This window comes from Bradyrhizobium sp. SHOUNA76 (genome assembly GCF_023006445.1).
GTDB lineage: Bacteria > Pseudomonadota > Alphaproteobacteria > Rhizobiales > Xanthobacteraceae > Bradyrhizobium.
Window position 1 is genome coordinate 1 of record NZ_JALBHA010000140.1, and the last position, 12,789, is coordinate 12,789.

The following is a 12,789-nucleotide window of genomic DNA, read 5'->3' on the forward strand; positions in this document are numbered from 1 at the left end:
GACGCACCGGTCTCCGGCGGCACCGGCGGCGCCAAGGGCGCGACGCTCACCTTCATGTGCGGCGGCGAGGAGAAGGCATTTGCCGCGGCCAAGGCGGTGCTGGAGAACATGGGCAAGAAGATCGTGCATTGCGGCGGCGCCGGCGCGGGCCAGGCGGCCAAGATCTGCAACAACATGATCCTCGGCATCTCCATGATCGCGGTCAGCGAAGCGTTTGCGCTTGGCGAGAAGCTCGGTCTTTCGCATCAGGCACTGTTCGACGTCGCCTCGACCTCGTCGGGCCAGTGCTGGTCGCTGACGACCTATTGCCCGGTGCCGGGCCCGGTGCCGACCTCGCCGGCGAACAACGACTACAAGCCGGGCTTTGCCTCGGCGCTGATGGTGAAGGATCTGACGCTGGCGCAGGACGCCGCGAAGGCTGCCGGCGCTGCGACGCCGCTCGGCAAGCATGCGCAGGAGATTTATCAGTCTTTCGACGCAGCCGGTCAGGGTGGGGTGGATTTTTCCGGAATTATCAAGCACGTTCGCAGCCTCGCTGGACGATAGCGGGGCTTCGTAGCCCGGATGGAGCGAAGCGAAATCCGGGACTGTTCCCTCGTTTGCGCGACCGGCCCCGGATTGCGCTTCGCTCCATCCGGGCTACGTTCGACAATCAATTCGACGGGCCCGGATCATGACGACATTTCAGGACGCGCGCGCGTTTCTGCTAAAGCACCGCACGGATTACGAGACGGCGGTTAGGGATTTCCGCTGGCCCGATCCGGTTCCCTTCAACTGGGCGCTCGACTGGTTCGACGAGCTTGCGAAGGATGCCGACGCCAAGGACCGCCCCGCGCTCTGGATTGTCGATGCCGCGCAGGACAAGCAGACAAAGCTTTCTTTCGCAGCGCTCTCGAAGCGCTCCAACCAAATTGCCAATTTCCTCCGCGCGCAGGGCCTGAGGCGCGGCGATCATCTCCTGCTGCTGCTCGGCAATGTGGTTCCGCTGTGGGAGACGATGCTGGCGGCGATGAAGCTCGGCGTCGTCGTGATCCCTGCGACCACGCTGCTCACCGCGGACGAGCTGCGCGACCGGCTCGATCGCGGCAAGGCGAAGGCGGTGGTCGCCGCGCAGGATCAGGTCGCGAAGTTCGCAAGCCTTGGCGCGGAGAACGTCGTTCGCATCGTGGTCGGCGCTGCCTCCGACGGATGGCTTTCCTACGATGAGGCGGCGACGGCTTCGGAGCGTTTTAGCGCCGACGGTCCGACCAACGCCGACGACCCGATGCTGCTTTATTTTACCTCGGGGACCACGGCAAAACCAAAGCTCGTCCGGCACAGTCAGCGGAGCTATCCCGTCGGGCATCTTTCGACCATGTATTGGATCGGGCTGAAGCCCGGCGACGTCCATCTCAACATTTCATCGCCAGGCTGGGCCAAGCACGCCTGGAGCTGCTTCTTTGCACCGTGGAATGCCGGCGCCACCGTGTTCGTGGTCAACCAGCCGCGCTTCGACGCCAAGGGCCTGCTTGCCACCATCGGCCGCTGCGGCGTCACCACGCTGTGCGCGCCGCCGACAGTGTGGCGGCTGTTCATCCAGGAGAATCTCGCATCGTTCAAGGTGGCCTTGCGCGAGGTCTGCGGCGCGGGCGAGCCGCTGAACCCTGAAGTGATCGATCAGGTGCGGGCGGCCTGGGGCCTGACCATCCGCGACGGATATGGCCAGACCGAAACCACCGCACTGGCCGGCAACTCGCCGGGCCAGAAGATCAAAATCGGCTCGATGGGTCGGCCGCTGCCGGGCTATCGCGTGCAGATCAGTGACGCCGACGGCCATCCCGCCAGGGAAGGGGAGGTCACGCTGGTGCTCGGCAGTGAGCGCCCGGCCGGTCTGATGCAGGGTTATCAGGGCGAGGACGGCAAGCTGTCTGGCGCCGAGGGTGAGCTCTATCGCAGTGGCGATGTCGTGTTCGAAGACGACGAGGGCTATCTCACCTTCGTCGGCCGCTCCGACGACGTGTTCAAATCGTCGGATTACCGCATCAGTCCGTTCGAACTCGAGAGCGTCCTGCTCGAGCACGAGCTCGTCGCGGAAGCCGCGGTCGTGCCGAGCCCGGACCCGATACGCCTTGCCATCCCCAAGGCGTTCGTGCTGCTGACGTCGGGTGCAGAGCGCTCGCCGGAGACGGCGCTGTCGATCTTCAAGCATCTGCACGCCCGCCTTGCGCCGTTCAAGCGGATCCGCCGCCTCGAAATCGTCACCGAACTGCCGAAGACGATCTCTGGCAAAATCCGCCGGGTCCAGCTACGACGGCTCGAACGCGACAATGATCGCAACGATCCGCTGCGCGGCCGGGAATTCCGCGAGGAGGATTTTCCCGAGCTGCCGAAAACACGGAGTGAGACCTAAGTGAACCAAATCTGGAAGTCGCCGCCGATCACGCTCGAGGCTTATCAGGCCATGGTCGGCAAGGAGATCGGCGTGTCGTCCTGGCATCTGCTCGACCAGCCCCGCATCGACACCTACGCCGACGTGACCGAGGATCGCCAGTTCATCCACGTCGATCCCGAGCGCGCGAAGAAGGAAACCGCGTTTGGTACCACCATCGCGCACGGCTTCCTGACGATGTCGATGTTGCCTGTGATGTCTTATGAAGTGATGCCGGCCCTTGCGGGGACCACGATGGGCGTCAACTACGGTTTCGACAAGCTGCGCTTCATCTCGCCGGTGCGCTCGGGCAAGCGCGTCCGCGGCCGTTTCGTGCTGGCGGAGGCCAAGCTGCGCAAGCCGAATGAGTTGCAGTCCCGTACCAACGTGACCGTGGAGATCGAAGGCGAGGACAAGCCGGCGCTGATCGCGGATTGGCTCGGTTTGATCTATTTCGCGTAACGTGGACCGGGCTTGACCCGGCGGGGCTTCGCTGCTCAAAAAGCCGTCAAACGCGCGGTTTTACCCTGTCCCCTTGTGGAGAGGGTGCCTCGCGGAACGCGAGGCGGGTGAGGGGTCTCTCTCCGCAAGCGCGTCTGCCGAGAGAGACCCCTCATCCGGCGCTTCGCGCCACCTTCTCCCGCAAGGGGGAAGGGAAGAACAGAGACCTTTACCCATGGCAATCAGGTTCGACGGACGCGTCGCCATCGTCACCGGCGCGGGCAATGGTCTCGGCAAAGCGCATGCGCTGGGATTGGCCAGCCGCGGCGCCAAGGTCGTGGTCAACGATTTCGGCGGCGCGCGTGACGGCAGCGGCGGCTCGCTGTCACCCGCGGAGGCCGTGGTCGAGGAGATCCGCAAAGCGGGCGGCACCGCGATGGCCGATGGCGCGGACGTCTCGAACTTCGAGCAGGTCACCGCCATGGTCGAGCGCGCCACCAAGGAGTGGGGCAGCGTCGATCTCTTGTGCGCCAATGCCGGCATCCTGCGCGACAAATCGTTCGGCAAGATGGAGGCCGCCGATTTCCAGAAGGTGCTCGACGTGCATCTCGTCGGCACCTTCTATTGCTGCAAGGCGGCCTGGGCCGGCATGCGCGACCGCAATTACGGCCGCATCGTGCTGACGACGTCGTCCTCCGGCCTCTACGGCAATTTCGGCCAGGCCAATTACGGCGCGGCGAAGTCGGGAATGGTCGGCCTGATGAACGTGCTCGCCGAGGAAGGCCGCAAGACCGACATCCGCGTCAACATCATCTCGCCGACGGCGGCAACCCGCATGACGGAAGAGCTGCTGCCGCCGCAGGCGCTGCAGCTGATGAAGCCGAACGCGATCACGCCGGCGGTCGAGTACATGCTGAGCGAGGACGCCCCGACCCGCACTATCATGGGTGCCGGCGCCGGCTCTTTCGCCGTGATCAAGATCGTGGAGAGCGAAGGCATCAATCTGCCGGAGTCCGAATGGACGCCGGACGCGGTCGCCGCGCATTTCGCTGAGATCAGCGACATGTCGAAGGCCAAGGCGCTCACGGGGGCGTTCGAGCAGACGCAGAAATATGTCGCGCAGGCCGCGGCGCGGGCGGGGATCAAGCTCTAGCCGCGCCGTCATTCCGGGGCGCGCGCAGCGCGAGCCCGGAATGACACTGTTTCTGGCGCGAGAATCTGGCTCTAAACTCCTGCCATGACCTCATCCGACAATCACGTCGCAATCATCGGCGCCGGCCCGGCCGGGCTGATGGCGGCCGAAGTGCTCGCGCAATGCGGCGCCCGCGTCACCGTCTATGACGCGATGCCGTCCGCGGGGCGCAAATTCCTGATGGCGGGCCGGGGTGGACTCAACCTCACCCACAGCGAGCCGCTGCCGCAATTCATGGCGCGCTATCGCGAGGCGGCACTGAGGCTGCAAGCGGCGATCGAGGCGTTTCCGCCTGAGGCGTTGCGTGGGTGGAGCGAAGCATTGGGCGAGCCGACCTTCGTCGGCACCAGCGGTAGGGTTTTTCCAGAAGCGTTCAAGGCCTCGCCTTTGCTGCGCGCCTGGCTGCGGCGCCTCGACGCCAGCGGCGTACGATTTGCCTTCCATCATCGCTGGACAGGCTGGGACGGCGAGGGGCGACTGCTGTTTCGAGCGCCGGATGGCGAGGCGGCCGTCGTTGCCGACGCCACGGTCCTCGCACTCGGCGGCGCGAGCTGGCCGCGGCTCGGGTCGGATGGCGGCTGGGTCGAACTCCTCGCGGCAAGAGGCGTCGCCATCTCAAAACTGCGGCCAGCCAATTCCGGCTTCACGGTCGCCTGGTCCGACGTCTTCCGCGATCGCTTCGAAGGCCAGCCGCTCAAGGGCGTGGCGCTGACGGTTGGTGCACACACGGTGCGCGGCGAAGCGATGATCACGCGGGGCGGCATCGAAGGCGGCGCGATCTACGCGCTGTCGGCGGAGTTGCGGGAGGCGGTGCTGAGTCTCGGGCAGGCGACGCTGATGATCGCATTGCGGCCCGACCTTGACGCCGCGGCACTGACCACGCGGCTATCAGGGGTGCGCGGCAAGCAGTCGCTCGCGAATTTCCTGCGCAAGGCTGCGCAATTGTCGCCGGTCGGCATCGGCCTGATGCAGGAGGCCGCCATCGCCTCGGGCCGGCCGCTGGCCTCGTTCTCGCCGGCCGAGCTTGCGCGCCTGGTCAATGCAATCCCCGTTCGGCTCACGGGCGTTGCCCCAATCGATCGTGCGATCTCGACTGCGGGTGGAGTTAGTTTCGACGAATTCGACGATCAATTCATGCTGCGAAAGCAGCCGGGCGTGTTCGCCGCCGGCGAGATGCTGGACTGGGAGGCGCCAACCGGTGGCTATCTGCTGCAGGCCTCATTCGCGACGGGGGCCGCTGCGGGCCGGGGCGTGCTGGCGTGGCTCAACCGCTAACCACCGTCATTGCGAACGCAGCGAAGCAATCCAGACTGCCTCTGCGGAAATAGTCTGGATTGCTTCGTCGCACCAGTGCAAAACTGCTACGCAATTTTGTCACGGGCTCCTCGCAATGACGGCTGAGAGAGCGCAGTCCTCCCGAAAACTCGTAGGGTGGGCAAAGGCGCGAAGCGCCGTGCCCACGATCTTTCGCGGTTACGATGAGGAGTCGTGGGCACGCTTCGCTTTGTCCGCCCTACGACAGTTTGCCCCTACCGAAGCTTTCCCCGCGCCGCCACCGGCAGCGTGCCGATGATCTCCTCGCCCCGCACCATCACGACCTCGTCCATCATGTTGACGACGACGCAGACGTGGTTCGGCACGATGCGGACGACGTCGCCGACATTGGGCCGCGTGTTGCTGCGGGACAGGTCGAGGAAGCCGTGCTCCTCGGCGAAGCGCGCGATCTTTGCTTCGGGGTGTTCCAGGATCAGGCCGTGGCCGTCGAGCCCGCCGGTGTCGGTCGTCAGCGTCTTCGAGCCGGCATCGAGGATGCCGCGCTCGGGCGCGGCGCGGCTCACCACCGTCGAATAGATGTGCAGCGCGCAGTCGTCCCAGCTGGCAGAGCCGGCCGCGACCTGCATGCGGTCGTTGTAGATATAGGTGCCGAAGCGGTGCTCGGTGCCGCCCTTCAGCTTGCCGAGATTTTTCAGGTTCGGCGTGCCGCCGGTCGAGACGATCTTCGCATCCAGTCCGTGCGCGCGCACGCCGGCCAGCGCCTCGTCGTAAAATTTCTGCGCATCCGCCCAGCCGGTCTCGGTCGGATAGAGCATGAAGCCGGCGAACTGCAGCCCCTTGGACGCGGCGATCTCGCGCGCCAGCGCAATGGCCTCAGCCGGCGTCTCGACACCGGCGCGCTTGCGGCCGGTATCGCATTCGACCACGACCGAGAGCGGGCGGCCTGACGCGGCCGCCGCCTTCGGTAGTCCCGCGACGACGGTGGAATTGTCGGCAGCCACCGTCATGTTGGCCTTGGCCTGCAGCGCGCCGAGCCGCGCCATCTTCTCTTCGCCAAGCAGATTGTAGCTGATCAGGATGTCGTCGATGCCGGCATTGGCCATGATCTCGGCTTCGCCAAGCTTCTGACAGGTGATGCCCTTCGCGCCGGCCGCGACCTGCATCTTCGCGATGGTCGGGTTCTTGTGCGTCTTGATGTGGGGGCGGTTGGCGATTCCGGCCTCGTCGCAGGCTTTCTGGATCCGCGCAATGTTGCGCTCGACCTTGTCCATGTCGATGACGGCGCAGGGTGTGCCGTATTCGCGGGCGATCTTGGCGGCGACAGCAGTTGTCATGATTTATGCCTGTTCTATCTCTTCACGCAGCATTTCGAGTTCGAGCCAGCGCTCTTCGGCGGCCGACAAATCTTCATGCGCCTTGGCGATGGCGGCGGATGTATCGTCGAATCTCTTGCGATCCTTGGCATAGAGGTTGGGATCGTCGAGCACGCGCTGCAGCTTGGCGATGTCGGCCTGCAGCGTCTCCATCTTCTTCGGCAGCGTCTCCAGTGCGTGCTTCTCGTTGAAGCTCAGCTTCCGCTTGGCCGAGGAGGCGGGAGCGGCCGGCCGCTCCTCTTTCTTCTCGGCCGGGGCTTGGGCCTTCGCCGTCTCGCGCTTCAGGTCCGCGCCGCGCTGGGTCAGCATGTCGCTGTAGCCGCCGGCATATTCGATCCACTTGCCGTTGCCTTCCGGCGCGATCACGGAGGTGACGACGCGGTCGAGGAAGTCGCGGTCGTGGCTGATCAGGATCACGGTGCCCTCGTAGTCGCCGAGCATCTCCTCGAGAACGTCGAGCGTTTCGAGATCGAGATCGTTGGTCGGCTCGTCCAGCACCAGGAGATTCGAGGGCTTTGCCAGCGCGCGCGCCAGCATCAGTCGGCCGCGCTCGCCGCCGGAGAGTACCTCCACCGGCGTGCCGCGCTGCTCCTGCCCGAACAGGAAGTCTTTCATGTAGCCGACGACGTGCTTCGGCTTGCCGCCGACCATGATTTGATCGCCGCGCCCGCCGGTCAGGGCTTCCGCCAGCGTCGATTTGGGATCGAGGCTTTCGCGGTGCTGGTCGAGCGTGGCCGTCTCCAGATTGGCGCCGAGACGTATCGTGCCGGAATCCGGCTGCATGCCGCCGGTGAGCAGATTGACCAGCGTGGTCTTGCCGGCGCCATTCGGCCCGATGATGCCGAGCCGGTCGCCGCGCTGGATGCGGGTCGAAAAACTCTCGACGATCTTGCGCTCGCCATAGGCCTTGGTGATGCCCTTCGCCTCGATCACCAGCTTGCCGGACTGCTCCGCTTCGGCCGCAGCGAGACTGGCGGTGCCGGCCGTGCCGCGATAGTTGCGGCGCTGATCGCGCAGCGTGTGCAGATTGGCGAGGCGCTTGACGTTGCGCTTGCGCCGGCCGGAGACGCCGTGGCGCAGCCAGTGCTCTTCGTCGACGATCTTGCGGTCGAGCTTGTGCTGGTCGCGCTCTTCCTCCGCCAGCACCTCGTCGCGCCAGGTCTCGAACGAGGCAAAGCCGCGGTCGATCTGCTTGATCTTGCCGCGGTCGAGCCACGCCGTGGAACGCGACAGGTTGGTCAGGAAGCGGCGGTCGTGGCTGATGATCACCAGCGCGCTGCGGCGGCTGTCCAGCTCCTGTTCCAGCCATTCGATGGTGGCGAGATCGAGGTGGTTGGTCGGCTCGTCCAGCAGCAGGATGTCGGGCGAGGGCGCCAGCACATACGCCAGCGCCGCGCGACGGGCTTCGCCGCCAGAGACATCATGCGGGTTCTCATCGCCCGTAAGCCCGAGCTGCTCCAAGAGATAGCGCGCCTGATGCTGGTCGTCGCCGGGAGCGAGACCGGACTCGACATAGGCCAGGATGGTCTTGTGCTCGCCGAAGTCAGGCTCCTGCGGCAGATAGCGAACCGTGGCGCCGGGCTGCACGAAGCGCGTGCCGCCGTCGGGCTCGACAAGGCCGGCCGCGATCTTCAGCAGCGTCGACTTGCCCGAGCCGTTGCGGCCGATCAGGCAGACGCGCTCGGATGGCGCGACATTGAGCTCGACGCCTGACAGCAGCGGCGTGCCGCCAAAGGTCAGCTTGATGTCTTTCAACTGGATCAGCGGCGGCGCCATGATCAGCCCTGACTGGTGGCAGTCTGGTCAGCGCGGCGGCGCTGGATGCGGCGCAGCGTCTGGTCGAGCGCCGAGAGGAAGGTGGAGCGATCGCGCGGGGAGAACGATCGCGGGCCGCCGGTGACTTCGCCGGCCGAACGCAAATCCGTCATGAGGTTGCGCACCGCCAGCGTCATCCCGATCGACTCCTCCGTGAACGGTTTTCCGTTCGGCGCGATCACCTCGGCGCCGGCCTTGACGCAGCGGCTCGCCAGCGGAATGTCCGATGTCACGACGACGTCGCCCGGCTTGGTGCGCTCGGCGATCCAATCGTCGGCGGCGTCCATGCCGGCGCCGGCCGCGATCCGCTCGATCAGCGGGTCCTGCGGCACGCGGATGAAATTGCCTGCGACGACGCTCACGGGCACGCCGTGACGGAGCGCAACGCGATAAATCTCGTCCTTCACTGGGCAGGCGTCGGCGTCGACATAGATGCGGGTGGGGGTGTCGGTCATTGGCCGCGTGGTACCCCATTCGGGCCGCAAAGGCGAGGGGATTGACCGGTGTTCCCCGGGGCCTACGATCGGCCCGACAACAACAAGACTACAGGGAACACCCATCATGCCGAACCGGCTCGAAACTTATCGCGTCGAGGCCTACAACACCGCCAAGCAATCCGAAAACAAGATGCATGATGACGCGGTGGCGCGCCGTTTCGGCTTTTCCGGCGGGTTGGTCCCGGGCGTCGATGTCTTCGCCTACATGATGCACGTGCCGATTGCCCTTTGGGGCCGCGACTTCCTCAGTCGCGGGTTGGTCGAGGCGCGCTTCATCAAGCCGGTCTATGACGGCGAGACCGCCGATGTCGATGCGACCGAGCACAATGGCCTGCTCACGATCGAGGTGTTCAGCCGCACCGAGCTGTGCGCCACCGGCACGGCCTCGCTGCCGGCGGCCGCGACGGCGGTTTCATTGCGCGATTATGTCGAGGTCCCCGCGGTCGCCGAGCGCAAGCCGGTCAGTCCCGCGACGTTCGAGACGGGTAAATGGCTCGGCACCGCGCCACGCCGTTGGGCCGGGCAGGACGCGGCCGACTATCTCGCCGACATCAGGGAGACCGATCCGATCTTCGCGCGCGAAGGGCTCGGCCATCCCGGCCTGATCCAGCGCGTGATGAACCGGGTGTTGGTGGACAACACGATCTTGGGCCCGTGGATCCATGTAGGCAGCCGCATGCAGCTGTTGTCGGCGGCGCATGCCGGTGACGAGATCACCGCGCGGGCGAAAGTCACCGCCAACTACGAGAAGAAGGGCCACCGCTTCGTCGAGCTCGACGCGCTCGTCGTCGCCAACGGCACCACGCCGCTCGCGCATTGCCAGCACACCGCGATCTACCAGCCGCGCGAGCAGGCGGTGGCTTAAAAAACAACACCGTCATTCCGGGTTCGGTCCTGCGGACCGCCCCGGAATGACGAACGGAGCTTACGCCGCCTTGGCCTTCGCCTCCTGGATCGCGCGCCACACCCGCTCCGGGGTCAGCGGCATGTCGATCTGCTTGATGCCGTAATCCGAGAGCGCATCGAGCACGGCGTTCACCACCGTCGACAGGCTGCCGGCGCAGCCGGCTTCGCCGCAGCCCTTGCTGCCGAGCGGATTGGTCGTGGCCGGCACCGGGTGATCGCCGACCGTCATGTTCGGCACGTCCTCGGCGCGGGGCAGGGCGTAGTCCATCAGCGAGCCCGTGATCGGCTGGCCGCTCTCGTCGTAGCGGATGTGCTCCATCAGCGCCTGTCCGATACCCTGGACGACGCCGCCATGGAGCTGGCCTGCGACCAGCAGCGGGTTGATCACCGTGCCGAAATCGTTGACCGCGCTGTAGCGCACGATCTGCACCACGCCGGTCTCCGGATCGATCTCGACTTCCGCAACGTGGCAGCCGTTCGGGAACGCCGAGGGCACCGGCTCGCTGGTGTGGTCGACGTCGAGGCTGTCAGGGACGCCCTCCGGCGTCTTGCCGTCATGCAGCTTCTTGGCCAGCTCCATGATGTCGATGCTGCGGTCGGTGCCGGCGATGGTGAAGCTGCCGCCTTCGAACTCGATGTCGGCCTCGGAGGCCTCGAGCATGTGCGCCGCAGCGCGCTTGCCCTTCTCGATGACGAGCTTGGCGGCGCCCACGATCGCCATGCCGGTGGCGGTGATCGAGCGCGAGCCGCCGGTGCCGTTGCCGGCGTGGACGATGTCGCTGTCGCCCTGCACCAGCTTCACGCTCTCGAAGGGGACGCCGAGCTGCTCGGACAACACCTGCGCAAACGGCGTCGCATGGCCCTGGCCGTAATCGAGCGTGCCGGTGATGAGCTGCACGCTGCCGTCAGCATCGAACACGATCTTGCCGAGCTCGGGGCTGGGTGGCGCCGTGACTTCGAGATAGGAGCCGACGGCGATGCCGCGCAGCTTGCCGGCCTTCCTGCTCTCCTTCTTGCGCTTGGCGAAATTCTCGTGGTCGGAGATTTCGAGCGCCTTGTTGAACACGGCCTGGAAGTCGCCGCTGTCATAGGTGACGCCGGAGGAGGCCGGGAACGGCATCTGGTTCGGCTTGATGAAGTTGCGCTTGCGCAAGGTCAGCCGGTTGATGCCCATCTCGTCGGCGGCGCGGTCGATCAGCCGCTCCATGTAATAGTTCGCCTCGGGCCGGCCGGCGCCGCGATAGGCGCCCATCAGCGTGGTGTTGGTCAGCACCACCTTGATGTCGACCGCCATCAAGGGCGTGCGGTAGACGCTGGAAAAATTCTTGCCGGTGTTGAGCGAGAGCGGCCCCGGCGCGACGCCGGTGATGTAGGCGCCGAGATTGCCGTAGCCGGACAATTTGGCCGCGAGGAAATGCCCCTCGGCATCGAGCGCGAGCTCGGCGTGGATCTTCTGCGCACGGCCGTGGCTGTCGGAGAGGAAGGCGGTCGAGCGCTCGTCGAGCCACTTCACCGGGCGGCCCAGCGCCTTGGCCGCGTACAGGATGCACATGTATTCGGGATAGTTGATGTTCTTCATGCCGAACGAGCCGCCGACATTGGCGGTCAGGATGCGCACCTTCTCGTTCGGCACTTTCAGGTTCTTGGCGAGGTTGGCGCGGTTGCCGGCGACGCCTTGCGTCGGCACCTGAAGCGTATAGCGCTCGGTTGTCTTGTCGTAGGAGGCAAGGCCGACGCGCGGCTCCATCGAGACCACGGCGACACGGGTGTTCTCGATGTCGATCCTGGTGACATGGGCAGCGCTGGCAAAGGCCGCGTCCACCTTGTCCATGTCGCCATAATGGTAGTCGAGCGCGACGTTATCAGGGATGTGCTCATAGAGCTGCGGCGCGCCGGGCTTCGCTGCCTCTTCGGGATCGGTGACCGCCGGGAGCGGCTCGACGTCGAGCTCGACCGCCTCGGCCGCATCGCGCGCCTGCGCCAGCGTCTCGGCCACCACGAAGGCGACGGGATCGCCGACGAAGCGGACCTTGTCGGTCGCGAGGGGCTGGCGGTTGGTCTGAAGCAGGGGCGAGCCGTCGCGGCTCTTCAGCGGCAGGCCGCAGGTGAAGGGGCCGTAGCCGGCGGCATCGAGGTCCTTGCCGGTCCAAACCCCCAGCACGCCCGGCAACGCCTTGGCGGCGTCAATGCCGAGACCGCGGATGATGCCATGGGCGTGGGTGGAACGGACGACCACGGCATAGGCTTGGCCGGGCAGGTTGAAATCGTCGGTATAGCGGCCCTTGCCGCGCACCAGCGTGTCGTCCTCCTTGCGGCGGACGGGCTGCCCGACGCCATATTTTTGCAGTGCAATAGCGTTTTCGAGGGTGGACGATTTGGTGTGTTCTTGCATGGAATTGACCTGAAAAGCCGGCATTTGCGCATTTTCGCGGCAGCGGGGGACCGGACCCCACTGAGATAACCCACCACCCTGTTCACGACAACGCACGAATGGGCATGGTCCCATGTGATGCGTTGTTGCGCATACCCGCCGCGCTGCTAATGTTTCAGGCGAAAAAGCAATTCCAGACCGGCCCGACCGGCCGCGGAAAGACAGTTTGTATGAATGACCACACGCGGCTCCGCGACGGCCATGCGCCGCACGGTGAGCTGGGGTCGATGGCGGCGGTGGCGTTGGCCGCCGAACCGGCCGTCGGCGCGCAGGCGTCGGGAACCGGCGTCTATGCGGCGCTGGACCTCGGCACCAACAATTGCAGGCTGCTGATCGCCTGTCCGACCGCAAGGTCATCACCATGGTGGGCGACGGCAGCGCGATGTACACGATCCAGTCGCTGTGGACGCAGGCGCGCGAGAACCTCAACATCGTCACCATCGTGTTCGCCA

10 protein-coding genes and 2 pseudogenes are annotated in these 12,789 nt (G+C 65.7%); 8 read left to right on the forward strand and 4 right to left on the reverse strand.

The features are described 5' to 3' along the window. The 5 genes from MOV74_RS16860 to MOV74_RS16880 form a co-directional block, all read left to right on the forward strand. A partial coding sequence (locus MOV74_RS16860) for an NAD-binding protein (RefSeq protein WP_246924540.1) occupies nt 1-546 on the forward strand: 546 nt, incomplete at its 5' end. Between the two features lie 127 nt (nt 547-673). After that, nucleotides 674-2,389: an AMP-binding protein gene (locus tag MOV74_RS16865; RefSeq protein ID WP_246924544.1), complete on the forward strand. Its 1,716-nt coding sequence runs from the start codon at nt 674-676 to the stop codon at nt 2,387-2,389. Beyond that, nucleotides 2,390-2,869, forward strand: a complete 480-nt coding sequence (locus MOV74_RS16870; protein WP_246924547.1) for a MaoC family dehydratase — start codon at nt 2,390-2,392, stop codon at nt 2,867-2,869. It abuts the gene before it with no gap. A gap of 214 nt (nt 2,870-3,083) precedes the next feature. Beyond that, complete coding sequence (locus MOV74_RS16875; protein ID WP_246924550.1) at nt 3,084-4,001, forward strand: SDR family NAD(P)-dependent oxidoreductase; 918 nt, start codon at nt 3,084-3,086, stop codon at nt 3,999-4,001. A gap of 84 nt (nt 4,002-4,085) precedes the next feature. Beyond that, entirely contained in the window at nt 4,086-5,315 is a 1,230-nt protein-coding gene (locus MOV74_RS16880; protein ID WP_246924554.1) for a TIGR03862 family flavoprotein, read from the forward strand. Between the two features lie 254 nt (nt 5,316-5,569). On the opposite strand, the gene MOV74_RS16885 is transcribed toward MOV74_RS16880, so the two are convergent. From MOV74_RS16885 to MOV74_RS16895, 3 genes are read right to left on the reverse strand one after another with little or no spacing between them, the layout of a single operon-like run. Beyond that, on the reverse strand, nt 5,570-6,649 hold the full coding sequence (locus MOV74_RS16885) for a D-TA family PLP-dependent enzyme (protein WP_246924557.1): 1,080 nt from the start codon (nt 6,647-6,649) through the stop codon (nt 5,570-5,572). A gap of 3 nt (nt 6,650-6,652) precedes the next feature. Continuing rightward, nucleotides 6,653-8,464 (reverse strand): ABC-F family ATP-binding cassette domain-containing protein, encoded by a 1,812-nt coding sequence (locus MOV74_RS16890; RefSeq protein WP_246924560.1) that lies wholly within the window; start codon nt 8,462-8,464, stop codon nt 6,653-6,655. Nucleotides 8,465-8,466: 2 nt separating this feature from the next. Then, nucleotides 8,467-8,958, reverse strand: a complete 492-nt coding sequence (locus MOV74_RS16895) for a YaiI/YqxD family protein (protein ID WP_246924562.1) — start codon at nt 8,956-8,958, stop codon at nt 8,467-8,469. A 106-nt stretch (nt 8,959-9,064) separates the two neighbouring features. Here MOV74_RS16895 and MOV74_RS16900 point away from each other — a divergent pair, with 106 nt between their 5' ends. Beyond that, complete coding sequence (locus MOV74_RS16900; protein ID WP_246924565.1) at nt 9,065-9,865, forward strand: hypothetical protein; 801 nt, start codon at nt 9,065-9,067, stop codon at nt 9,863-9,865. A 60-nt stretch (nt 9,866-9,925) separates the two neighbouring features. On the opposite strand, the gene MOV74_RS16905 is transcribed toward MOV74_RS16900, so the two are convergent. Further along, nucleotides 9,926-12,298, reverse strand: a complete 2,373-nt coding sequence (locus MOV74_RS16905; RefSeq protein WP_246924568.1) for a xanthine dehydrogenase family protein molybdopterin-binding subunit — start codon at nt 12,296-12,298, stop codon at nt 9,926-9,928. Between the two features lie 149 nt (nt 12,299-12,447). Between MOV74_RS16905 and MOV74_RS16910 the strand changes: the two are divergent. After that, nucleotides 12,448-12,684 (forward strand): annotated as a pseudogene (locus tag MOV74_RS16910) (Ppx/GppA family phosphatase); the annotation flags it as partial. After that, nucleotides 12,663-12,789, forward strand: a pseudogene (locus MOV74_RS16915) (thiamine pyrophosphate-dependent enzyme); the annotation flags it as partial. The pseudogenes MOV74_RS16910 and MOV74_RS16915, both read left to right, overlap by 22 nt.

What these genes read in the sequence shown, in the direction of transcription:
- MOV74_RS16865 (WP_246924544.1), top strand. Translation starts at nt 674, where the DNA reads ATGACGACATTTCAGGACGCGCGCGCGTTTCTGCTAAAGCACCGCACG.
- MOV74_RS16900 (WP_246924565.1), top strand. Translation starts at nt 9,065, where the DNA reads ATGCCGAACCGGCTCGAAACTTATCGCGTCGAGGCCTACAACACCGCC.
- MOV74_RS16905 (WP_246924568.1), bottom strand. Translation starts at nt 12,298, where the DNA reads ATGCAAGAACACACCAAATCGTCCACCCTCGAAAACGCTATTGCACTG.
- MOV74_RS16880 (WP_246924554.1), top strand. Translation starts at nt 4,086, where the DNA reads ATGACCTCATCCGACAATCACGTCGCAATCATCGGCGCCGGCCCGGCC.
- MOV74_RS16895 (WP_246924562.1), bottom strand. Translation starts at nt 8,958, where the DNA reads ATGACCGACACCCCCACCCGCATCTATGTCGACGCCGACGCCTGCCCA.
- MOV74_RS16885 (WP_246924557.1), bottom strand. Translation starts at nt 6,649, where the DNA reads ATGACAACTGCTGTCGCCGCCAAGATCGCCCGCGAATACGGCACACCC.
- MOV74_RS16890 (WP_246924560.1), bottom strand. Translation starts at nt 8,464, where the DNA reads ATGGCGCCGCCGCTGATCCAGTTGAAAGACATCAAGCTGACCTTTGGC.
- MOV74_RS16875 (WP_246924550.1), top strand. Translation starts at nt 3,084, where the DNA reads ATGGCAATCAGGTTCGACGGACGCGTCGCCATCGTCACCGGCGCGGGC.